The organism is Micromonospora sp. NPDC049903, from assembly GCF_044460945.1.
In the GTDB taxonomy this organism is placed as follows: Bacteria; Actinomycetota; Actinomycetes; order Mycobacteriales; family Micromonosporaceae; genus Micromonospora.
Genome location: NZ_JBITKL010000017.1, coordinates 110,357 through 136,945, shown reverse-complemented (window position 1 = coordinate 136,945; position 26,589 = coordinate 110,357). Strand labels below are relative to the sequence as shown.

Below are 26,589 nucleotides of genomic sequence, written 5' to 3'. Positions count from 1 at the left end.
ACCCTGCACTGGTCGGTCTGGCGACGAACATCCCAAGCCCGCGCCCGACGAACCCACTACCAGCGCAGACAGGCGAAGTGACGTTGGAGTATTAGGGCGGGCGGTCAGCTACGCCGCTGCAGAACCGCGGCGAGCCACGACAGCAGCGCGTTGACCGCCACGAACATGAGGGTCATCACGAGATAGGTCTGGATGAGGGCGTGCGTGTACTCGCCGAGCACCCGACCCGCGTGGAGCAGTTCGAGGAAACTCACCACGTAACCGAGCGTGCTCTCCTTGAGCAGGCGGATGAACTGCGTCACCAGCGCCGGGGCGACGCGGCGCAGCGCCTGCGGAAGCACCACCAGTCGCATGGTGGCCGCCGGGCTCAGACCCACGCAGAGCCCGGCCTCGGTCTGTCCTTTGTCGACGGCGAGGATGCCGGCGCGGAAGATCTCGGCCAGGGCGGCCACGTTCGAGACCACGATCGGGACGACCAGTTGCCAGAAGATCGGTAGCCGCAGCCCGAAGCGGGGCGCCAGGATCAGGAAGGCGAACAGCAGCAGCAGGATCGGCACCGCGCGGAACAGTTCCACGTACGCCACCGCCGGCCACCGGATGACCCGCCGCCGGGACAGCCGGCCGAGCGCGACCAGGAACCCCAACGGCGCGGCGATGACGGCGCTGACCCCGGCGGCCAGGAGGGTCGCCGCGAGACCCCGGAGCAGGAAGGCCATCACGGGCCACTGCCCGAAGATCGTCCACTTGGCGGGGTCGAGCTGGCCGTGGGCGTGGAATTCGGTGATCGCCCGCCAGAACAGGCCGACGAGGAGCACGGCGGTGCCGATGGTCGCCAGCCGGATCCATCGCCGGCCCCGGGGACCCGGCTGGTCGAACAGGGCCTGCTCGGACACGCTCATCGCTCGATCGCCACCTTCTTCTCCAGCAGCCCGGTGACGAAGCCGATGCTCAGGGTCAGGATCAGGTAGAGCGCCGTGCTGACCAGGAAGGTCGGGCCGGCGTCGGCGAACTCCAGGTTGATCAGGTCGGTCTCGCCGGTCAGTTCGGTGACGCCGACCGCCGCGGCGAGGGAACTGCTCAGGGCGATGGCGATGAAGATGTTGCCCAGCGGCTGGACCATCGAGCGGAAGGCGCGCGGGAGGATGACGTGGCGCAGACTGCGTGCCGTGGTCATGCCCAGCGCCCGGGCCGCTTCGGCCTCACCGGGCGGTACGGTCCGGATGCCGGACCGGATCGTCTCGGCGATCAGTGCCGCCCCGTACATCGCCATCGCGGTGGTGACCGTCCAGAACAGGTCGTACAGGATCCCGATCTCGGGCAGCCCGAACACGAACAGCACCAGCAGGACCAGCAGCGGCGTGTTGCGCATGAACTGCACGTAGATCGCGGCGCAGAACCTCAGCAGCGGCACCGGCACGATCCGCATGATCGCCACCACGGTCCCCAGGACCATGGCGCCCGCGAACGAGGCCGCGGTGAGCTCGATGGTGACCAGGAGGCCGGCTCCCAGCCGGCCGAGGTGGCTGAGAACGCCGTCGACCAGCGGGAACCCAGCCACCTCCGACACGTACGACACGTGGATCGCGCTCAGCTTCCGGCGGCGGAGCCGAGAACTGGCGGGGCCGGCGGTTCGCCCTCGATCGCGGTGCCCACGGTCAGCTTCCAGATCCGGTCCCACAGGCCCGCTTCGATGATCTTGGTGAGCCATCCGTTGACGAACGTCTTGAACTGCGCGTCGCCGGGCGGCAACCCGATCCCGTAGGGGTCCTCGGTGAACGGCTCGCCGACGACCTTGACCTGCGGGTCGCGCTGCGCGTTGCCGAGCAGGATGGCCTGGTCGAGCACGTACGCCTCGGCCCGGCCCTGGCGAAGCGCCTGGACGCACTGGTCGTTGGTCTCCAGCAGCAGCAGCTTCGCGTCCGGCACCACCTGCTTGAGAGTGTTGACCGCCGTGGAGTTGGCCTGGGTCACGACCGTCCGGCCGGCGAGGTCCGACGGCTTCGTGATGCCGGCCTCCGCCTTCTTCACCAGGATGGAGGTGCCCGAGTTGAAGTACGGTCCAGCGAAGTTGATCTTCTCGGCCCGAGCCGGGGTGATGGTGTAGGTGGCGAGCACCGCGTCGACGGTGTCGTTCTGCAGCAACAGCTCCCGGGTCTGGGCCGTCACCTGGACCAGTTCGACCGACGGCGTCCCGGTGATGTACTTGGCCAGGAGCTGGGCCAGATAGGCGTCGAAGCCGGACACCTTCCCGGTGGTCGGGTCCTTCAGCGAGAACAGGGCTGCGGTGGCGGTGCCGCCGACGCGCAGGGTGCCCGCCTGCTTGATGGTGGCCGCCCGACCACCGGCCGACAGATCGGCCGGATCCGCGACGGGGGCGTCGGCCAGGATCTTCTCGATCGACTCGCCACCCGCTCCCCCGTCGGCGGCAGCGGTCCCGGGCGGCGCCGGCAGGGAGGCGGAGCTGCACCCCGCGGTCACGCCGAGGGCGGTGGCCAGCGCCACGGCGGTGGCCAGGACGACTGCCCGTCGGCCCGAGGGCCGGCGTCGGCCGCGAGCGGCCAGGGCGGTTGACGATTCCACTATGTCTCTCCTCAGGGGTGCCCGGGGACTGCGCGGGGGTGCCCCGGTGAACGCGGGCCGTTCGTGGTCGGTCGTGGACAGGACGGTGCCGCCGACGGATGCATTGGCACCGTCCGATAGCGAGGGTCAGCCGGATCAGGCCGCGGACAAAGCATCGGGCCGACGCCGCCGAACGTCCAATCAAAACGTCACCGAGCATTCATAAGTGGTCTTTATGATTCAGCTCGTGTTGGACACGCATCAGTTGCTCATCCTGGCCGAGGTGGCGCGCTATGGCTCGTACACCGCTGCCGCCAAGGCACTCGGCTATTCCCAGCCGGCCATCAGTTATCAGATGCGGCTTCTCGAACGCGCCGCCCGGGCGCCACTGGCGATGCGGGCGGGACGAGGAATCGTGCTGACCGAGGCCGGCCGCCGGCTGGCCGACCACGCCGAGATCGTGCTGACCGCCCTCGCGGCTGCCGAGTCCGAGCTCAGGGCGATGAGCGAGCAGCGGGCCGACACCGTCCGTCTGGGGGCGTTCCGGAGCAGTTGCGCCACCCTGGTTCCCAGGCTGTTGGACCGGCTCGCCCGGAGCACCCCGGACGGCGACGCGGACCCCGCACCGCAACTCGTCGTGCAGCAGGTCGAACCACCCGAGGCCGCGCAGCTCCTGCGGTCCGGCAAGATCGAGGTCGGCCTGCTCTGCGACTGGAGCAACGAGGGCACCGCCGACGCGGAGCGTGGCCTGCGCCGCGTCTCGCTGATGACCGATCGCCGGTGCGTCGTGGTGCCGGCCGACCACTGGCTGGCCCGGGAGACGTCCGGCGGTGACGAGGTCGACTTCGCCGACCTCGCCGACGAGCCGTGGGTCATGGAGACGGTGCGGGACCGCTTCCTCGCCGCCTGCGCGGCGGCGCGTTTCGAACCCCGCCTGGTGGCCACCGCGGACGACCATGTCACGATCCAGAACCTCGTCACCAGCGGCGTCGGCATCACCCTCATGAACGAGCTGGCCATCTCGGCCCACCTCGACAGTCGGCTGCGCGTCCGGCCGCTGGCCAACTGGCCGCAGCGTCGGATCTACGCACTGGCGTCGCCGGAGGTCCTGCGCGAGGCACCGGTCGCGCACACGGTTCGCGAACTGCGCACGGCCGCGCGCACCCTCCGGGGCCGCCTGCGGTCGGCCCCGATCGGCGTCCAGCGCCCTGGGCTCCAAGCGGCGTAGGGGCTGCTGCGGGCGCGCGCAGCGCGGGGGCGAGGCGCGCCCGCAACTCCTACTTAGCCTATAGGTTAACGGGTGCATTGGATCACACTTGCTGACATCGCGCCGCCGCCGGACCTAGCCTGTCGTCATGAGTGCAAGCAGGTGTCCTATTCGACGCCGTTCCGTCGAAAGCCTTTGGTTCTGCGGCACCACCGGCTGAGCTTGACGACGAAGCCGCACACGGCTTCTCGATAGCGCCGTCGGTGGCTTCGACATCGCGGCGCGTTTCTTCGCTCCGGCAGTCTTTCCTGCATTTCTCATGCGCGGGTAGCGCATTCCTCGATCGCATCGCTTCGCCGTTGCGATCGATCGTGCCCTCAGGCGGTGAACCGGTGCGCGGACCGCCGGAAATGAAGGGGGAACCAGCGGTTGACATCGCCACAGGACGAATCCGGGGAAGAATCGACGCCCGCGTCCACACGCCGGGGCATCACCGAGGCGGTACGGCAGTACGGGTCGCGGTTCGACGGCATGCAGGGACTCGAACACATCGCGCCGGTGCCCGAGGCCGTGGTCCAGTGGCTGCTCGCGCAGGTGAAGGCGGCGGCCGGTACGCGCGGCTCGCACGCTCCCCCCGACGCGGACCTCGAACGGCGCCTCACCTCGGACTACCTGCTCACCGAATGGCCCCGGATCCGCAGCGAGACCGGGTTGCCGCTGTCGAGCCCCGCCGACGGCGACCGGACCCCGTGGCTGCGGGTGCTGCTGCGCGACGCGGTGGAAGCGGACCCCGACATCGAGCAGATGCCCGACGGCCCACCCGTCACGCTCCAGCGCTGGGCGTTCGGCGGATGGGAGGTGGCGGAGAGCGGCGGCGCAAGCGACCTGCGGACCGTACGCGTGCCGTTCACCTATTCGCACCCGCTGTCGCCGGACGGCGGCGGCGTACTGGGGCGGATGGCGCTGACGGTGCAGCCGACCGTGACGTACAACCAGGCGTCGACCTCCGCGACGGTCACCGGCGCGGTGCAGGCGCTGACGCTGCTGCGCAGTCGCGAGCGCTCGTGGCCCTACCGCTACCGGATGCGGTGGCAGCTACGCATGGGCGACGACGCGAGCCGTCCGTGGGCCGACCTGGAGAGCCCACCGCCCGAGCGGTTGACGGTGTGGTTCCCGAAACACCTGGTGGAGACCCCGAGCCCGGACGCGGAGCCGCTCGTCCCGGCGCCGCTGGACATCCTGCGTACCGACGTGCCCCTGTTCGGTGTGCAGTCGGTGCTGAACGCCGACCTGATCTTCCGCGACGTCATGACGTCGTTCCGGCCGCACCTTCCCGGGTTGTCGAAGGCGTCGAGACGGGACCTGTGGGAGTTCTTCGGCGAGTACAGCCTGCGCGCCAACATCCCGTTGTCGTGGACGGGCAGCCACCCGTCGCCGCTGTTGTTCGACGACGACGGGTTCGTCATCGGATATCTCCGGATGCGGACGACGTTGGTCCCACGGGAGGTCACCGGTCCACCGACGCAGGACGCCGTGCTGGAGTCGCACGTGCTGCGGATCCTGCGGGTCGACGGTTCGGCAGAGGTCACCAACGCGGTCGGCGTCGACGTCTTCGCGAATCTCGGCATGTCGGCGTCGCCGGCCGCTCCCGACACCGAGCCGACCGGCGGGTCCGTCCGGGGGCAGGTCGGTGCGCGGCACCAGGTGTCGCACACGCTGGGATCGGGTGGTGGGGCGCGCACCTCGCACTCGCTGCGGGTGCGCAAGCCGCTGATCCCGCAGGCCGTCGACGTGATCTTCGAGGTGGAACTGGTCCGCGCGACCGGTGTCGCCGCCCGCCCCGAGCCGGAGACGCCGCTGGGCTCCGGCGAGCCGCACCGGGCGATCCTGCGGGTGCCGTCCGCCGATCTCGTCGCCCGACGACCGACCACGCCGCGTTACCTACCGCCCGAGATCGCGCAGCTCCGCTCGATCGGCGTCTCCACCACACCGTTGCGGGTCACGGCCGACGACGCGTTGTTCGCAGCGGTCGAGACCTGGCTGACGGAGCACGGCTTCCTGCCGCCCGAGGACGAGTCGGCGCTGGAAAAGCTGACCGACGAGGCGACCAGGGTGCAGCGCCTGGTGAACGCGCGCAAGCTCGACGTGGCCCGCTCCGGTGTGGGGCTGCGCGGCGCCGTGGACGAGATGATCGAGGGCGGCTACCCGATCGTCTTCGAACTCCCGGTCCGTGGCGAGATCCAGCGTGTCGAGGCGCGCATCGTCGCCGAACGCCGCTTCACCGGCGGACCCCAGGGAGGAGCCGCCCACTTCCTGTTCCTGCCCGACGTCCAGACGCTGAACTGGACGGGTTCGACCCTGCCTGCCAGCGAGGGTCGTAGTCGTTCGCCGTTCGGCTGGAACGGTGGCGTCGCCGGTTCCTCCACCAACCCGACCGGAACGACCGAGGCGGATCGGCCGGTGCAGGGTCTCTCCGGCGGCGTCAACCGCTTCTCCCGGCCCGCCACCATCACCGACACCAACATCGGGTTCGGACAGGAGTCGTACGCCCTCAACCCGACCGGTGACGGTTCGCAGGCGTTCCGAGTGCCGGTACGGTTCCGCCTGGAGATCTCGTGGAGCCACGGCGATTCGCCCCCGCCGGCCGAGGCCGACGGAACGTTCGTGTTGGCGGTGCCCACCTACCGCACGCTCGCCGAGCCGGCGGAGATCCGCCCGCACCGGGATCCCGCACCACGGGGTGTCACCGACCAGGATCGCACCAGCCTGGACCAACCAGACGAGGTGATCTACCGCAACGGGGTGCTGCGGTTGCCCAGCCTGGCGCACGTGGACCGGGTGGAGGGCAGCCGGGTGATCCGGGCGGTGGTCAAAACCCTCATCGGGGCCGGACGCCACACGGCCGCCGCCGACCAGCCCGCCGCCGTACTCCCCCGCATGCCCGGGGCGTACCCGGTCGACGAGGTGGCGGCGCCGCCGGTCGGGGGCGACCTGGAGATGCAGCCGGTGCGGCCCCCACGCAGGCTGCCGGGTGCGGCCGAGACTGATCGACCGCTCCCTATGCCCGGCGCCTTCCCGGTCGACGACGCGATCGCACCGGTGGCGGCCCTCGGTGACGACGCCCCGGCCCCGGAGAACCGGATGGTCTGGCCGTGGGGCGGTCGCACGGCCCGATGGCTCGGCGAGACGGCGATGTCCGGGTGGGCGTGGTTGCGGCGGCGGACGATCGGCGAGCCGCTGGACCGACCGGAGACCATGGCGCAGGAGGTGGCGCACGCGGCGTTGTCGCCGCACCACCTGGTGGCCAACGCCCTGCAGGTCTTCAACAACCAGTACGTGACCGAGAACATCGGCGGGCACGGCATGGTGTCGGGCACCGACGTGTCGGTGACGGTCGAGGGCTATCTCACCGACGTGAGACTGCTGCCCGCGCCCGGCGTCATGGACATGGAGAGCTGGCTGCAGTCCTTCGACGGTTCGTCGCAGACGGCGGAGGACAGCGTCGGGTACGAGCTGCCGACGACGCTCACCGGCACGTACGGCAGCGTCACGCAGTTCGTGCCGTCCGGGACGTACACCCATCTCAGACGGACGGACACCCGCACGACGTTCAGCGACAACACGATGGCGTTCCGGGTCACGACCGAGAACGACGTCACGGTGCTCCGCTTCTCGGCGAAGGCCGTCTATCTGATCACGGTCACCAAGGGCGTCCGCAACGTGGTGGCCGGGACGCTCGCGGGCCGGCCGTTCTCCGAGTGGCAGGTGGTGGTCGAGCTACCCGACGCCGTGGAGTTCCTGCTCGTCGAGAACGACCTGCTCAACCACCCGGAGTTGCGGCAGATCCCCGGCGTCGCGCCGGCCGACCCGCAGACCGTCGCGATCGCCGACCGCACGCTGCCCTCCTGGTTCGTGCACGGCCACGGCAGGCTCGGTTTCGGCGTGGCCACCGCGGTGCTCCCCCGGGGTCCGCGTCCGCGGTTGCGCACCCACGTCCGCGCGCTGGTCGAGGCCCAGGCACCGGGGGTGACCCGCCCCGGCCACGCCGCCTACCTGCCCGGTGTCCGATCGCGGATCGCCGACCACACGTCCACCCTGGGGCTGCGGACCCTGATCAACATCGGCCCCGAGGGCCGCGCCTCGTTCCACTTCGTGCACCGGTCGTGGCTCGGGCCACGGCTGGTGGAGGTCGAGTTCCGCGCGCAGCCGGTGGAGGACGCCACCCAGCTCACGGCACGGCGAGGCAGGCCGACCTCGTCCAGCGCGGGCCTGGACACCATCCTGGCCCACTCGTCCGGCGAAGGCGGCTCACTGCTGACCCCGGGCGCGAGCAAGGAGAGCGTCACCCGGGTCGTCGGCAACAGCGCCGCCTTCTCCCCGGTGGCCAAGCAGCACGGCCACCAGGCACAGCCGACTCTCTCGATCGGCACCCAGCACCAGCGTGTGCAGACCGCGACGTCGCTGCGCGAGTACCGCACCTGGGAACGGACGATCGCCACCACCCAGTTCGACCGTGTCCCCTACACGCTCGGCGTGGCCGTACGCTCGATGCCTTTGGACGACGCCCTCGTCGTCCGGGTGGGCCGGGCCGCGCTCAACGGGCTGCTCACCCCGGGCCGTCTCGTCCGGCTGGCCTGGCCGAACCTGCCGACGCTCAGTGCGGTCGGTGAGTCGTCCCGCGCCTTCGCGGCCCTGGTCACGTTGCGTTTCAGCGAGGCGGAGACACCGCGGGTCCGGGTCGCGGACCAGCGGCGGGTCTCGCCACTGCTGCTCACCTCCGCCCCGACCTCCGTCGTACCCCCGCCCACCGACGCGGTCGTCATCGAGCTGGAGATCCCGGCATCGGTCCGTGACCTGGTGACCGGCCCGTCCTGGCGGCCGAGCCGACCGTTCTCCGTGTACGACTTCGACGCGGTCACGCAGCTCGCCCAGGCCATCCGGACCGTCGACCCGTCCCTGGCCGACGAGGATCAACTGCACAACTCCACGTCCGCCGAGGGCATCTTCGCCCGCCTGTCCAGCCTCGCCCGCACGGGCCGGGTCACCATGCTGGAACCCGCCGCGGTGGGCCGGTTGCTGGGCCGTGCGGGCAGGCCGGGTACGTCGCTGCAGTTCGCGCTCTTCTCCCCACGGCCCGCCAGCTCCAGCCGCAACGTGGCCATCGACGGCATCAACGCCAACACCGACAGCTTCACCACGACCGTGGTCGGGTCGGTGATCCCGACGATGACCTTCGGCGACGCCCACCCGCTGACCCGTGACGTCGCCAACACCGGTGGCCCGACGGTGCCGGTTCTCGGGGTCGACGCGCCGCACGGTCAGGGCGTCGGCGGCTCGGCGCAGCGCCGCGAGATCCTCCGGTTCGGCACCCCCATGGAGTCGGCCGCCGGGCTCGGCACACCGGGATACCAGGTCGTCGCCGTCGCCGTGGTCCGGGTCGACGGTCCCCACGGGGTCCGGTGGGTCGTCGGTAACATCGAGATGCGCACCACGGAAGCCCCGCCCGTCCCGGCATCGGTCGAGGTGGTCACGCCCAGGGCACCGGAACCACCCACTCCTGCCCCGGACGTCGCGCCGACGCCCGCACCGAGCGTGGCTTCGTTGGACGTCACACCGCCACCGCCGCCGCGTACGCCCAGCGTCACCTCGCTGGACGTCGCGCCGCCACCGCCGGGGCGTTCGCCGAGCATCGCCTCGCTGGAGGTCGCGTCGGCCTCACCGGTGGGCTCCACACCGCGTACACCGCGCATCGCGTCGATGGACGTGGACGTGGAACCGGCGGTGGTGATCGCGCACGACGACGTCGCGCCCCTCGGGGTCGAGACCGGCGCGGAGCAGACGCCGGCCGAGCTGCCGTCCACGTCGGCGGCCCCACCGTCCGTCGCGTCGACGGTCCGCGCGGACGGCGGTCCGGCGGTCGTCGTCGCCGCCCCTGTCCGGGACGACCCGCTGATGCCCGAGGAGATCAGATCCGTGGACGGGGTCTGGTTTGCCGGTGCACCGCCGGGACCGCGCGACGAGCTGGCGCTGGCCTCGCTGACGCAGGCGGTGCGGGCGGCGGGAGCGCAGCGGCACGTCGTGATCGTCAACACGCCCCCGCTACAGCCGCAGCACGCCTCCGTCGTCGCGGCGATTCGTCAGGCGGTGGATCGGCTCGCCTGGTGGGACGGGCGTGGCGTGGTCGTCGCGGTGCTGCGCGCCGACTCGCTGCTGGAGGCGTGGCTCGACCGTGCGGCGGTGGTGACCCTGCGGCGGGTACCGGCACCGGTCGACAAGGACCGGGTGGCCCTGGACACCGTATGGGAGCTTCGCGGCACGGGCGGTCGGCGCGAGCTGTTCCGGGAACGACCGACCGCCGACCTGGTGACCGCAGCGGTCGAGGCGAGTCGGACGGTGGCACGCCCACCGCTGCCACGGGATCTGGCTCGGTGGCTCTCCACCAACACCTGGCCGCAGCGGCAGGCCATTCTCGACCAGCTTGGGGAGCGGCTCGTACGCCCTGAACTGCTCGACGCGCTCGAACAGACCATGACCGCCGAGGGCCGCCCGGGGGGCGTGCTGACCTGGCTCGACCAGGTTGGTCCGTGGCAGGTGGCCGAGCGCATCAGACGCGACTCGGATCGCGTGCGCCACGAGCTCGGGGTGGCCGATTCCCACAGCACGCGGCGCGGGATCGCCAACCGGGTGCTGGAGGAGATGTGGGCGGAGAGCCGCGCCGCTCGGGAACTCGCCGCGATGTCCGTGCTCCTGCGGCGTGAGCTGGCCGCCCGCGAGGACACCGCACCCCCGGGTGAGGCGGTGGCCGCACCGGTCGTCACCGACCCGTGGAGCCCACATCCTCCGGTCGCCGGGCTGTCAGCCGGGCAGATGTTCGCCTACCTCACGCGGAGCGAGCCGGAGTGGCGGGATCCCCACGCAGGCCGATTCCTGCTTCGCGCGGTGTTCGACCGCCGACTGTCGTACGACGACTACGCCGCACTGGTCCTGGCGGGCGGCACCAGCACGAGCCAACGGGTGGAAGGCGTCATCGCCACGGCGGTCGCCGTCGTCCTGGAGCTGTCCCGACGGGTTCCCGATGAGGACCGCGACGAGGAGGTCCTCCGCAGCATCGACGACGTGATCACGAGCGTGCAGTGCCTGATCGACCCAACGCTGCGGGTGGAATGGGTGTCGCGGACCGACTCGGCCTGGTGGAGCGGTACGCCGCTGGCCGCCAGCCTGCACCATGACGGCCGGCTCTCGTCCACGTCAGCCCGACTCGACCACCTGGCCGCGCTGATCGCCTCGTGCGGCTACTGATGCCGACGAGTTCTGCCGCGATGTAAGGAAGGGACCCTTTCTATACACGAGGCGTTAGTAGGGGACCCTTCCTTACTCCCGACCGGCACTCGGACATGTTCGTCGACGGGCAGCCGCCGGTTCTACGAGACGATGGTGGTTTTGCGAGCCAGGGCCTCGATCTTCCTCAATCGAGCCGCAGCGACTTCGGTCAAGGACTTGCGCCCGTAGGTTTCCAGCGTCGCCCGGAAGACCATCTCGCGATTGGCCCAGTCGATCCTCTCTGCGTGGGTAGCCATGACCATTGCCAGCTCTGCGGGCGGGATCTCGTCGAGAGTGCGAGGTCCCATCGTCCTCAGCACGCGTGAGGGCTGGCTGGGCAGCCGGTATGTGCAGGGTTGAACACCGGCCTCCTCGAGCGGATTGTCCTGAACGAGCAGCCCTCGACGGACGGCAGCGCTGATGACCTTGTTGATCGCACTGGCCGTCACTCGAGTGACGCGGTGTCCACCGGCGGCTTTGACGTAAGCGGTCTGCAGACGTTCACCGATCAACGGTCCTTCACACTCGACGATGGCGAGCAGCGCCTCGCGCATTCCGGTGGGTGCTGGGTCGTTCGGTCGCGGCGCGGCACCGCGATACGTCTCGTAGGGCACAAGGCTGACTGATCCGAGCGTGGTCGACGTCTCGACGGCGTTCGGCCGAGGTGGAAGAGATTGCCGCAGTGGTTCGACGGTCGCTCCGGCAGTCTCGATGCCCACCGGGTTCGTCGTATGCGCCTCTCGCCCATCAGGAACGGAATCGCTTGGAAGCACCGGCCGGGCTTGGGGCTCGGGTCGTGACTCCAGGCCCGAGGCGAGATCCACGGAACTGGGTCGCGACCGTTCTTCCACCCGGCGGGTGGCGGCCGGTGGGCTGGTGCGCACAGCCGAAGCCGGGTCAGTGGATCTGAGGGGACCTGCAACCGGTCCTTTATCGTCGAGCGGGTCGACCCAGTCGGAGGGGCGGATGCCGCGCCGTTCCAGGGTCGCCCACAGCTCGCCCAGCACGGACGCTTCGTCCACGACGAACGCCGACTCGGGGATCCGGAAGAACTCCCATCCGCAGCGCTCCAGCTCCCGCTGCCGGGCCATGTCCGCCTCGTAGCGGTCCGGGCCGTGCCAGTGGTCACCGTCGCACTCGATGGCGAGCCGGCCGTGCGGACCGACCACCACGAGGTCGATCGAGTAACCGATCGCCGGGTACTGCGGTACGACAGTGAAACCGCGCCCCACCACGCGGTTGTAGACGCGCTGCTCGAACAGCGAGTCGAACGGTGCAACCCGCTCGTCTTCCGGCACATCGGTGGGCAGGACAACGCCTTCGTGTTCGCTGGGTCGATTGGCCACGCCGTAGCAGTAGTCCAGCAACTGATGGCGCATGTCCTCCGGATTGCCGAGGTCACTGGGTCGCACCGAGTGGAACACCCACATCTGGTCCTTGGCGCGGGAGGCGGCGACGTTGTAGCGCTGGAGGTACATCTCGCTCGTGGCCGCAGCGATACGTGTCTCCGGCTCGATCGCCGCGACCATGCTGAGGAACATGACGTCGCGCTCGGATCCCTGGAAGTCTGCCGAGTCACCGCAGCGCAGGTCCCGGCGCTCCCACTCGGCCGGGTCGAGCTTGTCCAGCAGCAGTCGTTGGATTTCCTTGGCCTGGTACGGCCCCTGCAACGAGATGACACCGAAGGTCAGCCCGTCGTAACGAGAGTCTTGGGTGCAGGCCACGATCTGTTCGACGAGGGCTTCGGCCTCGGGCGAATTGATCTTCGCGGTCGTTCCTCGTACGTAGCCGTTCTCGACGTACACGGGCTTGATCGGTTCGAGACGGTCGGCACCGTACTGGCGTACCGGGATGAGCCTGATGTTCTCCGGCTCGTAGGCGATGCGGTTGGAAAAGTTGATGATCTCGGGGACACACCGTCGGTGCTCGGTCAACGGGATGAGGCCGGTGAAGCGCATCTTGGCCTCGTCGAAGAGGCTCCGTTTGGGATCCTGCCACGATGCGCGGTACGGGTCGTCGTAGAGGTACTGCGCCGCGAGGTCACGCAGATGCTGTTGGTCGACGCCGACTGCCGCAGGCGACACCTGCTTGTCGTCACCGACCACCACGATCTTCGGAGCCAGGTACTGAAGGAACGTGGCGGCCAGTCCGGCCTGGGACGCCTCGTCCACGATCACCACGTCGAACATGTTCGGCTGCACCTGCAGCTGTTCGGCGATGCGGTAGATCGGCATGATCCACACCGGTACTGAGGCGCGGCAACGATCCATAGCCTGGCGGATCTCCGCACGCCGCAGGTGGGCGTACTTCCCGGTGCCCTTGCCGAGGCCGCGTACCAGTTGCCCGTACTGCTGCAGGTTCGCCCGGGCCGAGCCGCTGATCCGTTTCGGCGACGCGGCGTGCCGCCAGGCGCGCTCGGCGGCCAGCTCCTCGACATGCTCGCGGATCGTCCGCTCGACGCCGCTGATCTCGGTTTGCAGCCGGTTGAGGTCGGCCACCTGCCGGTCGGCCAGCCACGCGCCCACGACAGCCCACGCCCAGGAACGCTCCCAGTCGTCCAGGCGGCTGTCCCACACTCCGTCGTCGGGGCTGAGGACGATCGCATCGTGCACCCAGTCGGCGTGCTGACGAAGCCGGGCGCCGAGGTCCTCGCGGTGCTGCACCTGAGCGCGCACCTCGACCAGCCGAGCCAGTCGATGAACTGCGACGGCATATCCGTCGATGTCGCGGTCGGCGACGGCTTTCGCCAGGGCGGGCAGCGTCGGTGACGCCCCGGGATCGTGCACGAGTGCGGCGACGGGGGCAACCGTCGCGTCAACCGCAGCCCGCGCGACGGTCAGCAGGTCGTCAGCCGCCGCCGCGTCGACGAGTGACGCATAGGCGCGTACTGCGGCGAGGTCGGTCCATCGTGGGCGCGGCAGGCGTCGGGCGGCGAGGCGCTGTTCCAGCTCGGCGAGTTGGGCACCGAGTACGAGCACTCGCCGCAGCTGATCGAGCTCGGTGACGTGCCAGGCGAGGCGTTCCTGGAAGGTGTCCTCGGGCGGCACGACGACGCTGGCCGGCCACGCCCGGTCCAAGGCGGTGAGCAGCCGGCCAGCCTCGGTCCAGGCGAGGAAGGAGTCGATGGTCTCGACCGAGGTGGGTGGACGGCCGTCGACGCGGACGTGGGTGAACAGATCGCGTGCCGCCTTCACCGGCTTCGCCGCCAACAATCCCAGAGCCGGCGTCCCGTCGGCTGCGAGTTTGACCTTCCCGCCAGTGCCAAGGTGTTGCCGCAGGTGGGCTGCGAGCGACACCAGCGGTGCCAGTTCGGGGCCGGTCGAGCTGACCTCGGTGATACCGAGGATCTGCACGTGTGGGTGCGCCTGGGCGGTGAGCTGATGCACCTGACCGGCCCGGTTCTGCCACACCTGTCCCCGGCCGGACACCACGTCGGCCAGGGCCTCCGCCATCCAGGCTTCCCGACGCCGGGCGAGTTCGTCGGCGGTGTCGGCAAGCTGGTGCAGCTGCTGTTGCAGCACGGCCCGCTCCGCTGGTGGCAGCGCGCGAATCGCGGCGAAGGCGGAATGCTCTCGTCCGTTCCGGTGCGCTTCGTGCGCGATACGCGCCTGGGTCTCGGCAGCGACCGTCGCCGCGAAGTCGGCCGGCGGCACCAGCGTCGCGGGGTCGACCAGCGTGTCCCGAGCGGGCACCTCGTCCGCGATCAGCCGCTGGTCGCGCAACAGCCGCAGCCACTCGGCCATCTCCGCCGCGTCGAGGGGAGGTCGGTCGTCAGGCTTGGCGGGCACCAGGGGCTGAAGCCATCCGTACGACGGCGCGTCGGCACGGTGCGCTGCGGCGATCGCCGCGAGCGTTCCCCGGTAGGGACCCTGCTCGTGCACCACCACCTCGGCCGAGCGCACGTCGACGAGCCGCCGATAGAGCAGACTCCGCTGCCGACGCAGGCGGTCGATGGTGTCCAGGTGGTGCTGGATGGCACGCGCGGAGTCATCGGCAACGAAGTCGATGGCCCGCTGCGAGATGGTGTTGACCGCGACCTTGAGATCGGCCATGTCCTCACGCGACGCCCCGACCACCGCGACCGACAGGGGCCGGATCGCTTCGGGAAGCTTGGCCCGTACCTCCTTGAGGGCCCGGTCCGTCTGCGCCGTGACCAGCACCCGCTTGCCCTGAGCGAGCAGGTGGCTGAGCAGGGCAGCCGCCGTGTGGGTCTTGCCGGTTCCGGGTGGTCCCTGCACCAGGGTCTGGGCGTTGCGGTCCACCTGCTGGAGGATCTGCAACTGCCGGTCGTTCACCGGGAGGGGGAGGTACATCTCGTCGTCCACGGCCACCAGCGCGCCCGGTGCCCGATCAGTCTCCACCGCCGGCCGGTGGTCGGGGTCTACCAGGGGGAGGATGCCCTCTGGCACGGTCTCCGAGTCGATCAGCTGCTCGCGGATCCGCTCCAGCACGTCGACGAGGCCGTGGTTGCGACGACGCAGCACGATCGCGGGTGCCAGCGTGACGTCGGCGGTCTCCGTGGCGGCCCGCCCGGACTTCTCCGTCTCCAGATAGACGGCGTCCGGATCGAGGCTGTGCGCGATGCGTTGCAGCAGTTCGCCGATGGCGTCGAGATCGAGCGGGTGCTCGGTGTAGTTGCGCCCCAGCTCCCGCACCTCACTGATGTGCCGTGACCTGGTCAGGTGCGAGTCCAGCATGTCGAGTTCGATGCGCAGTGGATCAACCGACTCCGCCGCGACGATGTGCAGCGTGCCGCTGACCGGATCCAGGTCGATGCGCACCGGCACGGTGATCAGGTGCCGTCGGACCGCCGGGTGATCGGCCGGACGCCACACCAGGCAGCCGAGGGCGAGCACCAGTTCCCTCTCCTCCGGGTTGCTGGCCGCGTCGGCCTGCATCGAGAAGAGCACGCCGTACGCGTCGCGGACCGGCTTGTCGACACGCTCGCGCTCGGCCCACTGCGTCCACCCGATCAGCCATCGCTGGTACGCCTGCTCCACGCCCGGATGGTCGGCCAGGCGCAGCATCGAGGGCTCTTCGTCCTCGCCTGGCGGCCCGGCCTCCGGGTCAGGTATCTCCAGAGCCAGCTTCGGCTCGATGTCCGCGTCTTCGTACCCGCCGTCCAACCATCGCGTCACCTCGCGCGTCGGTACCGGCACCCGGACCCGATCCACCCGGTCGATGTGTCCGATCTCGTCACCCGGCTCCGGCGCGACGTCCCAGTGCGCGAAATGCACCGCCGCATGGCGAGGCATGTCCCGCGTCCAGGCGACCTCGTATCCGTCCAGCGTGCGCGGTGCCGTGATGGCGGACTGTTGAGCTCGGGCGAGAAACTCGAACAGTCGCACCGCGCGGTCGATGCGGCTCGCCGGGGCGGTGTTCACAACAGAGGTCCCTTCGAAGCGGTAGCGGGGGCGGCGCAGACGTGGCTCGCCTACATCGGACGCCGCCCGGCAGGGGTGACCATCTGACCGACACGTTCGCAGCTCATCGGCCGCGACCTCGCACCTGACTGCACGCCGTCCCGGGCCTGGCCACCGCAGGGGGCGGTGGCATCGATGCCACCGAGGGCGGGCACAACCAATTGGCAGGGTCAGAGAGAGTGATGTCGTCAGTCATGGGAACCGGCATCGAAACTAGTCGGATCGTGACAGATCACGCTGCCGGTCGTTCGGAGGTGTTCTGGAAGCCGTACGGGGGATCACGGAGAGACGATGCACGCCAGGTTGATTGCGTCCTGAATAGAACTGACTTGTCAGGTACCCGACTCGGCCCGCTCAAGGTGGGGTAGCAGCGCCGTGACGTCCTGGTGCCAGCCCCGGAGTTCCGCGACTGTGGGCGCGAGTTCGTAGGTGTGGTGGTGCATCGCGCGGGACAGACCGTGCCAGGCGGTACGCGCCCGCGAGGCCGCTTCGGCGCCCGCGAAGGTCGGCAGTACGAGCAGCTGGTGACGCATGGGGCAGCCGGCGACGGACGGCGCGACCCTGTTCCAGTAGTGCCGCAGTCCCTGTTCGAGCGCGAGGCGGGTCAGGCAGGCGGATCCGCGTTGCCAGCAACGGCGCATGCTGGCGGGCGGGCGGAGCAGCAGCTCACCGGCGGAGTGCAGATAGGTGTGCGGGCTCACGGCTGGCTCAGCCTCCCCACCATCGTTCGCGCGTCGGACACGAGCCCGGCGAGGTCGCCGGCGTTTCCACCGTGCGCCCCACGGTTGACGGAGGTGACCACGCGCGGGGCGGTAGGGTCCAGCCGTCGCAACGGCTCGGTCAATTCGTTCCCGGTTCGCCGGTGGTCGGACAGGAGGGCCAGCGCCAGGGTGGGTCGCAGGCCGTGCGCGTCGCCGATCGCGGCCTCGGTCTCCGCGACGGCCCGCCCGGCCCGGAAGTCCCGAGTACGGATCCGCTCGTGGCAGGCGTACTCGATGGCGTCACGGATCAGGTTGCAGACGACCGGGCGGCGAACGTCGTCTGCCATGCCCTCGTCGCGGACCACTGCCATCGCGTCGTCGAGGTAGCGCCGGGCGGGGTCGCCGTGTTTGTCGCCGGTGACGGTGACCTGGGAATGTGCCAGGCGGCTGACGATGCGGACCCGGGCGTCGAGTTGCAGGTGCCGCACCGCGGCCGGGAGGCGGTCGTCGTGGGTGAAGACGATGACCTGCCGGTGCTGCGCCACCTGGTGGAGGACCTTGGCCAGGCCGTACACCTTGGTCGGGTCCATAGACTGCACCGGATCGTCGATGACGAGGAACCGGAACGGGCTGTCGGGCATCATGGCGCGGGGTAGAAAGAGTGCCAGGACCAGTGAGTGCAACTCGCCCTGGCTCATCACCCCGAGGGCGGAGCCGGGTACGCCGTCCACCTCGACCTGCAGATCCACCCGACGGCTCGTGCCGGTGCCAGCGAGTTGGATCACACCGAGGTCGACGTTGCTCTCCTGCCGGAGGGTGTTCCAGATCTCGGTCGCCTCCGCTGCCACCGGTGCGAGCTTGTCGTTGCGGATCTTCCCGCCGACTTCCTGGAGCCACTTGATCGACGTGCGCAGCGCAACGAACGACCGGGCCGCCTGCCGGCTGCTCCGTTCGGTGTGGATCCAGGTGCGGATCCGGTCGGCGAGCGGCTGCCACGCGGCCCGCCGACGCTCCAGCGCCTGCCGCGCGGCGGCCTGGACCGGCTGCAGGGCGACGACGAGGGCGTCGAACGTCGCGGACGCGGTCGCGGCGATCTTGTGCGGGTCGGGCGACCCGATCAGGTCGTCCCAGTGCTGCCACGCCACCCGGGCGTCGCTGGTGTCCACCCCGTCGGCACCCAGGTCGAGGGTGAGCACGGGCGGCAGCGTGGGCAACAGACTCCGCAGGGCGCGACGCGACTCCCGCTCGATCCGGTGGGCCTCGTCGAGACGCTCGGCCCGCTGGGTGAGCTGGTGCAGCTGCGCCTGTGCCTGCTCGGCCCACGCCTCGTCCAGGGTGCGACCCCCGCACACCGGACAGGGCTGGCCAGGGTGGCTGAGGTGGTGACGCAGGGCGTCACCGAGCAGCGTGGCCAGCGCCCGTGCCTGCTCCACCGGCGTGCCGGCCAGGTCGTCGATCTGCTGTAGCGCGCCCTGGAGCCGCTCGACCTCGCGTAGCAGAGCGTCGCGTCGGGGCAGGTCGAGGACGTCGAGCTGGCGCAGCGGCACCGTGGCGGTGTCGACGCCGGGTTCGTCGGCGGTGGCCAACGCGGCCAGCTCGTCCAGGTCGACGGTCTGGCGGCCGAGCGCCTGTTCGGCCTGACGGGCACGCGGGTCCAGGTGGGAGGCGAGCGCGGCGCGCAGCTCCGGTAGCTGATTGGCGGCCAGCTTGCGTCGGGCGTCCGTCTCCCGACGTGCGGTCTTGAGCAGCGTCTCGATCTCGACGAGCCGGTCGAGGCCGAGGATGCGGTGCAGCGAGTCGTGCATCTCGCTGGGTCGTCCGCTGAGCAGGCCGCCGAGTTCGCTGTAGGAGAGGAACGGGCGGTACAGCTCCAACGGCTGTTCCCAGCCGAGGTCGGCGACAGACTGTCGGCGCTCGCCGGAGATCTGCAGGAAGGACGTCCGGTCGTCCAGGGCCGCTCCGGGTGCCCAGTGGCATTCCACGTCGGCGCCGTTGCGGTGGCCTTCGACCCCGAGTCGTACGCGCAGGCGGGGGCTCTCGGTGGCGTGCAGGTTGCGCCAGCCCTCCTGCCAGACCGCGCTACGGCCGGCCCACCGCTTGTTCTGGCCGGTCAGGGCGAACTCGGCGGCTTCTGCGAAGCTGGACTTACCGGAGCCGTTGCGACCGGTCACGATGGTCAGTCCCGGGGCGGGGACGAGGTTGAGCGTGGCGGTCGGCCCGATTCCCCGGAAGCCGGTCACCTCGATGCTGGCGAGGTAGGTCCCGATCGGCTCGGGGGTGTCCGCACCCGATGCGGTGGCTACCGGTCGGCGCGGGACACCGCCACCGAGGGCATCGGCGAGGTCCTCCTCGCCGAGCACGGCGGCGATGACGAGGTCCTTGGCCGCCTCGGGCAGGTCGGCGTGGTCGAGGTTGTCGAGGATGAGCTGGTCGACGGTGTCGGCGCAGGGTTCGACTGTCACGGGGGTTCTCCTCCGTGTGGGTGGCTGATGGGGCCGCTCAGGCCAGGGGGTGAAGCGCCCGGGCGTCGACACCCGGACAGGGAAGCATCGGCGGTAGCCGAGACGCACTCGACCCGCTCACTGAAAGCAACGTTAGCACACATCGCCGTGAAAGCAGTGTCAAACTGTTTACATGCATCCGGGTGTGTAGAGTGCTCCCTGAGCATGATGCTTCAAGTGACAGGACGCCGATGCCTCGACACGCCCAGGTGACCGCCGCCGAGATCTCCCGGCTGGCCGGTGTCACCCGCGCCACCGTCAGCAACTGGCGTCGGCGTCATCCGGACTTTCCGGCCCCCACGGGTGGCACCGAGTCGAGCCCGGCCTACGACCTGGACGCGGTGCAGGGCTGGCTCGCCGCGCGAGGTCAACTCCCCGCCGCCGCACCCGCCGACGACCTCCGCACCGCGCTACGGGCCGCCGGGACGCCAGCCGCCATGGTCCGACTGCTCCCGCTGGTGCTGGCGGCCGCCCGGATGGCCGACGACGACCTGCGGCAACTGGTCGACCTGCCCGACCGGCGGCTGCCCAGCCGGGCGCGGCACCTGGTCCAGCCGCATCGCGACGAGATCCCCGGGCTCACCGACCTGACCTACCACCCGGACGAGGCACCGCTGCTGCGCGCGCTGCTGCGCTGCGTCGCCGACGAGGGAGCCCTTCGGGCCGCCGACGTGCTCGCGGAAGTCGACCTCGACGGCACCAGCGCCAGCGGACGGTACGACACGCCCGCGCCGGTGACCGCACTGATGGCCGACCTCCTCGGCGAGCCTGGCAAGGCGTACCCGGTGACCGTCTTCGACCCGGCCTGCGGCGCCGGTGGCCTCCTGGTCGCCGCCGCGCAACGCGGCGCGCAGCGCTTGTACGGCCAGGATGTCGTGCCCGCTCAGGCAGCGCAGGCAGCGACCCGCCTGGCCCTGCACACGCTCGGAAGCACGACCCAGGTCAGCGTCAAGGTCGGCGACAGCATCCGCGCCGACGCGTTCGAAGCCCTGACGGCGGAGGCGGTGCTCTGCGCCCCGCCCTACGGTGACCGCGAGTGGGGTCACGAGGAGTTGGCCTACGACTCGCGGTGGATATTCGGCCTGCCGCCGAAGGTCGAGTCGGAGCTCGCCTGGTTCCAGCACTGCCTCGCACACCTGGCGGACGGTGGGCGTGCCGTACTCCTCATGCCTCCGGCCGTCGCCGAACGCGCCTCCGGCCGTCGACTCAGGGCCGAGATGCTCCGCAGCGGCGCGGTGCGCGCCGTCATCGCCCTCCCACCCGGCGTCGCGCCGCCCCTGCACGTCGGGCTGCACCTGTGGATCCTCGAACGCCCGCCGGCCGTGTCACCCCCGCACATCCTGGTCGTCGACACCGCCACCCCCGAAACCGGCCGCTCCGGTCGCTCGCCGGGCAGACGGGCCCAGCCGGACTGGGCCGAGCTGTGCGAGCGCGTGGTGACGGCGTGGCACGACTTCGACCGGCATCCGGACACCTTCGATGCCGTCCCGGGCATCGCTCAGGCAGTGGCCGTCATCGACCTGCTCGACGAGACGGTCGACCTGACGCCCGCGCGGCACGTCCGGGCCACCCCGGTGCCGTCGATACCCGACGAACTCGCCGCGATGAGCGACGAGCTGCGATCCCGACTGCGGCGGGCCGCCACCGGGCTGATCACTCTCGGCGGCGCGCAGCCGTGGCCGCCCGTCGGCAGCGCTCCCCTGACCTGGCGTACGGCCAGCGTCGCCGATCTGCTGCGCGGCGGCGCGTTGGAGCTGCTGCGGGCGCCGGCCGGGTCGCCCGACGACATCGAGATCCGCACGGGCGACGTCATCCTCCCCGAACACCCGCACGGCGGCACCGGCGTCGCGCGAGTGGCCGACGCCCGCGACGCCGGCACCCGCCTCGGTCGTCACCTGCACCTGGTGCGGCCCGACCCGGACCGTCTCGACCCGTGGTTCCTGGCCGGTTTCCTGTCCAGCGAGGAGAACGTGAACTCCGCGTCGACCGGCACGAGCGTGGTACGCCTCGACCCCCGCCGCCTGCGGGTGCCGCTGCTGCCACCGGCCGAGCAGCAGCGGTACGGACGCGCGTTCCGCCACCTGCACGCCCTGCGCACCGCAGCCGAGATCGCCCACCGCCTCGCCGACGAGACGGCCCGTACCCTGGCGGCCGGGCTCACCGACGGCGCGCTGCACCCGCCCGACGGCGACCGCACGACATCCTGATACCGACCCGTCTCCCCCGGCCCCCGGCACGGCTCCTCGGAAGGAATGCGTTGAACAGCAGCAAGCACACCGAACTGGCGAACCACGCCTGGTCGGTCGCCGATCTCCTGCGCGGCGACTACAAGCAGTCCGACTACGGCAAGGTGATCCTGCCGTTCACCGTGCTGCGCCGCCTGGAGTGCGTCCTGGAGCCGACCCGCCAGAAGGTGCGCGACACACACGACAAGTTCGGCGGCCAGGACATCGACGTGGCCCGCTTCCTGCGCCGTGCCGCCGGGCACAGCTTCTACAACACCAGCGGCTACACCCTGAAGTCGATCGCCAACGACTCCAGCCAGGCTGCCAAGCACCTGCTCGCCTACATCGGGGCGTTCTCGGAGAACGCGCAGGAGGTGCTGCACCGCTACGAGTTCCCGCAGCAGATCCGCCGGCTCGACGGCGCGAACCTGCTCTATCAGGTGGTCGGCCGCTTCGCGGACCTCGACCTGCGGCCGGTGGAGCTGGACGCGCACGGCCAGGTGGTCACGGACGAGCGCGGGCAGCCCCGGGTCGTCGTCTCCAACCACCAGATGGGGTACGTCTTCGAGGAGCTGATCCGACGTTTCGCGGAACAGTCGAACGAGACCGCCGGTGAGCACTTCACCCCGCGCGAGGTCATCGAGCTGATGGTGAACCTCCTGGTCAATCCGGACGACGACGCGCTGAGCGTGCCCGGTGTCGTGCGTAAGGTGATGGACCCAGCCTGCGGCACCGGCGGCATGCTGAGCGCGGCCGAGGAGCACATCACCGCGCTGAACCCGTTGGCGACCGTCAAGGTCTTCGGGCAGGAGTTGAATCCGGAGTCCTGGGCGATCTGCCGCTCCGACATGATGATCAAGGGCCAGGACCCGGAGAACATCAAGTTCGGCAACTCGTTCAGCGACGACGGCCACCGGGGCGAAAGCTTCGACTACCTGCTGGCCAACCCGCCCTTCGGCGTGGAGTGGAAGAAGGTCAAGGACGACATCGAGGGCGAGTACGAGACGCTCGGCGACAGCGGCCGCTTCGGTGCCGGCCTGCCCCGCATCAACGACGGGTCGCTGCTGTTCCTCCAGCACATGATTTCAAAAATGAAACCGGTCACCGCCGACGGCAACGGCGGTAGCCGGGTCGCGATCGTCTTCAACGGCTCGCCGCTGTTCACCGGTGCCGCCGAGTCGGGCGAGTCGCGGATCCGCCAGTGGATCCTGGAGAACGACTGGCTGGAGGGCATCGTCGCACTGCCCGACCAACTCTTCTACAACACCGGCATCTCGACGTACTTCTGGATCCTCACCAACCGCAAGTCCCCCGACCAGCGGGGCAAGGTGGTCCTGCTCGACGCCCGCGACCGCTTCGCCAAGATGCGCAAGTCCCTCGGCGACAAGCGTAAATACCTGACCGCCGACCAGATCGCCGAGATCACCGACCTCTACACCGAGGCGCTGCACGTCGCCGATGACCCCGAGCACCCGCTGCACCAGAAGGTGAAGGTCTTCGCCAACGAGGACTTCGGTTATCGCCGGATCACCGTCGAACGCCCTCTCAAGCTCCGCTTCGAGGTCACCGACGACACCCTGACCCAGGTACGCGACCCGAAGCCGATCACCAAGGCCCTCGACGTCGACTTGTTCACCGCCGCCCTCAAACCACTTGTCGGCCGCTCGTGGCAGACCAAACGGGCCGCCTGGGACGCGATCCGTTCGGCGATGGCCGAAGGCGGCGTCCTCTGGCCGACCGGTGCCCCCTTTCAGAAGGCACTGCGCGAGCTGGTCGGCGTCCGCGACCCCGACGGCGAGGTCCAACTCGTCAAGGGCGACTCCGAGCCCGACCCGGAGCTGCGCGACTACGAGAACGTGCCGCTGCACGAGGACGTCGACGAGTACCTGCGCCGAGAGGTTCTCCCCCACGTCCCCGACGCCTGGATCGACCACACCAAGACCAAGATCGGGTACGAGATCCCCTTCACCCGCCACTTCTACGTCTACAAGCCACCAAGGCCGCTCGCCGAGATCGACGCCGAACTGAAGGCCCTGGAAGCCGAAATCCAGGCACTGCTGGGCGAGGTGACGGGATGAGCCTGAACCCATCCAGCCGACTCCCCTACGGGGCCTCGCCGCCCGACTCCTGGAACGTAATACCCCTTAAATATTTAGTGAGGCTTTCGAACGGCTTTGTCTTCAAATCGGAGACTTGGACCGAAACCGGAACGCCGATCCTCCGGATCGAAAACTTGAACGGTTCAGACAATTTCAACTACTCACAGGCCGACCCCGGAGAGAGGTATCACGTCACCCAAGGCGACCTTCTCTTTTCCTGGTCAGGAAACCCAGGTACGTCATTTGGGCCTTTCAGGTGGAACAAATCCGGCAGGCACTTTCTAAATCAGCACATCTTTAAGGTCTCAGTTCACGGCTGTGACGCCGATTGGCTATACTGGGCACTCAAGGCTGCAACTCACTGGATCGAACGCGAGTTGACGAGCGGCATGATCGGGATGGTGCACGTAACGAAGGACGAATTGGGAATGACCCCGATCCCGATTCCTCCACTCGAAGAACAGCGACGCATCGCCGCCTTCCTCGACGCCGAATTGAATCACACTAACAGCTTAGCGAGACGGCGGAGCCGACAAATTCAGTTGCTAGACCTTCGGCTTTCGAGTTGGCTGACTGAAATTCAGCACAAGCTGATCGACGAATTTGGTCGCGTGAGACTTCGCCATCTCATTCAGTCGATCGAGCAAGGTTGGTCTCCCCAGTGCGAGGATCGACCTACAGCGGATGGCGAATGGGGCGTCGTAAAGGCCGGCTGTGTAAACTCTGGCACTTTCGACAGAAGTCAGCATAAAGCACTTCCGTCTCACATCACCCCACGCCTGGATTACCGCCTAAGGAGTGGCGACATACTGGTGTCTCGCGCAAGCGGATCCCCCGATCTGATCGGAAGCACCGCTGTCGTTGAGGACGAATCAACGAATCTACTGCTCTGCGACAAGATCTACCGCCTAAAGATAGACAACAACAGAACAGCACCTTGGTTTATCGCTTTTATGTTACGCAGCCACCCAGTCCGCGAACACATAAAGAACGGCATCTCGGGCGCCGATGGGATGGCAAATAATCTACCCACATCCGCAGTAAAAGATTGCATCATCCCCAACGCCCCTCTCTCTAAGCAGAGGGAAGCTGTCAAGGAAATCGTGGCAGCGCAAGCGGCTACGAAAAGCGCTCGTTCGGCACTGGTGCGAGCAGATCAATTCCTCCGCCAGAGGCATCAAGCCTTGATTACTGCTGCCGTCACCGGGCAGTTCGATGTGTCCACCGGCGGGCGTGGAGTTGCGGAAGGGGTTTCGTCATGACGATTGACCGGCCCTCGCCCACACCGTCGCTGCATGCCAGCAGAGTCGTTGAAGTGTCATGACCAGCAAGGCAGCCGAGCGACCAGTTCCGTTTATCCGCCGGGTGCGGATCGAGAACTACAAGTCGATCGGGCACTGTGACGTTACCCTCGGCCCGTTCAGTGTTCTTCTCGGGCTGAACGCCGCCGGCAAGTCGAATTTTATCGATTCGCTGCGTTACGTCCGCGATGCAGTGACTTATGGACTCAGCCGCTCCACGGAGACACGTGGCGGCCTGCACGAGCTACTACGTCGCACGCCCGAGCCGACCGATCACGCCACCATCGCCCTGGAGTGCCTCATCTCATCGTCGGAGTCCGGCGATGCCCTCTGGGAGGCTCGGTACGAGTTGACCGTGGGCCACCCCGACATGGCCGGGCACAGTGTTCATATCAAGCGGGAGGAGTGCACGATCGGCCCTCCTGGCGGTCCGCCGCAAGCTCGTTTCCTGGTTGAGGGAATGGAGGTGGAGGACTCGGTCAACCCGCGCCATCGGAGGCTCACTCGTGATGGCCCCTATCTGGGCCAAGTCCGCCTCATCGAGCCGTACGCGCAGTTGTGCGACGCGTTGAGCAGCATGTTCTTCTATGATCCCGACCTGAGAGTGTTGCGCGATGCTCGTCCGAACACTCAGGCCGGCGTACTCGGTGAGAACGGCAGTGATGTCGGCAGCGTGCTGGCTCAAATGGGCACGTGGGAGCGAGACCGGACCTCCGCGTACGCTGCCGCGATCGTGCCACACCTGACCTCGATCGGGCCGACCTCGCCCGGCGAGAACTATGTGGCAGCCCAGATGACAACCGCGACCGGTCCCGATGACACCGAGCAGCGATTCCGGGCCGAGTCGATGTCCGAGGGAACCATCCGGGCGGTCGGCCTGCTCACCGCGCTCTTCCAGCCACCCGCACGGGACGGCCGAATCCCGCTCGTAGCCCTGGAGGAACCGGAACTCGCCCTGCACCCGATGGCCGCAGGCGTGGTCTTCGACGCACTGACCGAGGCAAGCACGTGGACGCAGGTCATCGCGACCAGTCAGAGCGCCGAGCTCTTCGACCGCAAGGAGGCTGACCTGTCTGCGGTGCTCATTGCCGCCGCAGAGAATGGCGTGACCACCATCGGCCCCATCGATCCGGTGAGCCGATCCATCGTGTCGGACGGGCTGGCCACCATGGGCGAACTGCTGCGCTCGGACCAGTTGCGGCCGGTCAGCACGACGGACGAGCCCGGTGAGGAGTCGGACGCAGGATGACGGC

Annotated in this window: 13 protein-coding genes; 7 read left to right on the top strand and 6 right to left on the bottom strand. The window is 69.2% G+C overall.

All coding sequences use genetic code 11. The annotated features are described in order from the left end of the window. Window positions 1-104: 104 nt before the first annotated feature. From ACIBO1_RS23355 to ACIBO1_RS23345, 3 genes are read right to left on the bottom strand one after another with little or no spacing between them, the layout of a single operon-like run. On the bottom strand, window positions 105-899 hold the full coding sequence (locus ACIBO1_RS23355) for an amino acid ABC transporter permease (protein ID WP_396749955.1): 795 nt from the start codon (window positions 897-899) through the stop codon (window positions 105-107). Beyond that, window positions 896-1,567, bottom strand: coding sequence for an amino acid ABC transporter permease (locus tag ACIBO1_RS23350; RefSeq protein ID WP_396749953.1), 672 nt, complete (start codon window positions 1,565-1,567; stop codon window positions 896-898). The genes ACIBO1_RS23355 and ACIBO1_RS23350 overlap by 4 nt, the downstream gene beginning before the upstream one ends. Window positions 1,568-1,587: 20 nt before the next feature. Then, a complete protein-coding gene (locus ACIBO1_RS23345; RefSeq protein ID WP_396749951.1) occupies window positions 1,588-2,580 on the bottom strand; it encodes a glutamate ABC transporter substrate-binding protein in 993 nt (330 codons plus the stop codon). Between the two features lie 226 nt (window positions 2,581-2,806). On the opposite strand from ACIBO1_RS23345, the gene ACIBO1_RS23340 reads away from it, so the two are divergent. Together ACIBO1_RS23340 and ACIBO1_RS23335 are read left to right on the top strand one after the other, a co-directional pair. Next, window positions 2,807-3,787, top strand: a complete 981-nt coding sequence (locus ACIBO1_RS23340; RefSeq protein ID WP_396749949.1) for a LysR family transcriptional regulator — start codon at window positions 2,807-2,809, stop codon at window positions 3,785-3,787. Window positions 3,788-4,297: 510 nt separating this feature from the next. Further along, window positions 4,298-11,065 carry a hypothetical protein gene (locus ACIBO1_RS23335; RefSeq protein ID WP_396749947.1) on the top strand — a complete coding sequence of 2,256 codons (6,768 nt, stop codon included), beginning with the start codon at window positions 4,298-4,300 and terminating at the stop codon, window positions 11,063-11,065. Window positions 11,066-11,187: 122 nt separating this feature from the next. On the opposite strand, the gene ACIBO1_RS23330 is transcribed toward ACIBO1_RS23335, so the two are convergent. Continuing rightward, the gene (locus tag ACIBO1_RS23330) at window positions 11,188-15,570 is read right to left on the bottom strand and encodes an AAA domain-containing protein (RefSeq protein ID WP_396749945.1); all 4,383 of its coding nucleotides are present in this window, start codon (window positions 15,568-15,570) and stop codon (window positions 11,188-11,190) included. Window positions 15,571-15,768: 198 nt separating this feature from the next. Here ACIBO1_RS23330 and ACIBO1_RS23325 point away from each other — a divergent pair, with 198 nt between their 5' ends. Then, complete coding sequence (locus tag ACIBO1_RS23325; RefSeq protein WP_396749943.1) at window positions 15,769-16,557, top strand: hypothetical protein; 789 nt, start codon at window positions 15,769-15,771, stop codon at window positions 16,555-16,557. 284 nt (window positions 16,558-16,841) lie between these two features. On the opposite strand, the gene ACIBO1_RS23320 is transcribed toward ACIBO1_RS23325, so the two are convergent. Both ACIBO1_RS23320 and ACIBO1_RS23315 read right to left on the bottom strand, forming a co-directional pair. Next, window positions 16,842-17,210, bottom strand: a complete 369-nt coding sequence (locus ACIBO1_RS23320; protein WP_396749941.1) for a hypothetical protein — start codon at window positions 17,208-17,210, stop codon at window positions 16,842-16,844. Next, window positions 17,207-19,672 (bottom strand): AAA family ATPase, encoded by a 2,466-nt coding sequence (locus tag ACIBO1_RS23315; RefSeq protein ID WP_396749939.1) that lies wholly within the window; start codon window positions 19,670-19,672, stop codon window positions 17,207-17,209. Before ACIBO1_RS23315 ends, ACIBO1_RS23320 begins: the two co-directional genes overlap by 4 nt. A 230-nt stretch (window positions 19,673-19,902) precedes the next feature. Here ACIBO1_RS23315 and ACIBO1_RS23310 point away from each other — a divergent pair, with 230 nt between their 5' ends. From ACIBO1_RS23310 to ACIBO1_RS23295, 4 genes are read left to right on the top strand one after another with little or no spacing between them, the layout of a single operon-like run. After that, window positions 19,903-21,918, top strand: a complete 2,016-nt coding sequence (locus tag ACIBO1_RS23310) for an N-6 DNA methylase (protein WP_396749937.1) — start codon at window positions 19,903-19,905, stop codon at window positions 21,916-21,918. A gap of 50 nt (window positions 21,919-21,968) precedes the next feature. Next, complete coding sequence (locus ACIBO1_RS23305) at window positions 21,969-24,014, top strand: N-6 DNA methylase (RefSeq protein ID WP_396749935.1); 2,046 nt, start codon at window positions 21,969-21,971, stop codon at window positions 24,012-24,014. Beyond that, window positions 24,011-25,297 (top strand): restriction endonuclease subunit S, encoded by a 1,287-nt coding sequence (locus ACIBO1_RS23300; protein WP_396749933.1) that lies wholly within the window; start codon window positions 24,011-24,013, stop codon window positions 25,295-25,297. The genes ACIBO1_RS23305 and ACIBO1_RS23300 overlap by 4 nt, the downstream gene beginning before the upstream one ends. 58 nt (window positions 25,298-25,355) lie before the next feature. Beyond that, window positions 25,356-26,585 (top strand): AAA family ATPase, encoded by a 1,230-nt coding sequence (locus ACIBO1_RS23295; protein WP_396749931.1) that lies wholly within the window; start codon window positions 25,356-25,358, stop codon window positions 26,583-26,585. Window positions 26,586-26,589 lie beyond the last annotated feature (4 nt).

What these genes read in the sequence shown, in the direction of transcription:
- ACIBO1_RS23300 (WP_396749933.1), top strand. Translation starts at nt 24,011, where the DNA reads ATGAGCCTGAACCCATCCAGCCGACTCCCCTACGGGGCCTCGCCGCCC.
- ACIBO1_RS23295 (WP_396749931.1), top strand. Translation starts at nt 25,356, where the DNA reads ATGACCAGCAAGGCAGCCGAGCGACCAGTTCCGTTTATCCGCCGGGTG.
- ACIBO1_RS23355 (WP_396749955.1), bottom strand. Translation starts at nt 899, where the DNA reads ATGAGCGTGTCCGAGCAGGCCCTGTTCGACCAGCCGGGTCCCCGGGGC.
- ACIBO1_RS23335 (WP_396749947.1), top strand. Translation starts at nt 4,298, where the DNA reads ATGCAGGGACTCGAACACATCGCGCCGGTGCCCGAGGCCGTGGTCCAG.
- ACIBO1_RS23310 (WP_396749937.1), top strand. Translation starts at nt 19,903, where the DNA reads ATGCCTCGACACGCCCAGGTGACCGCCGCCGAGATCTCCCGGCTGGCC.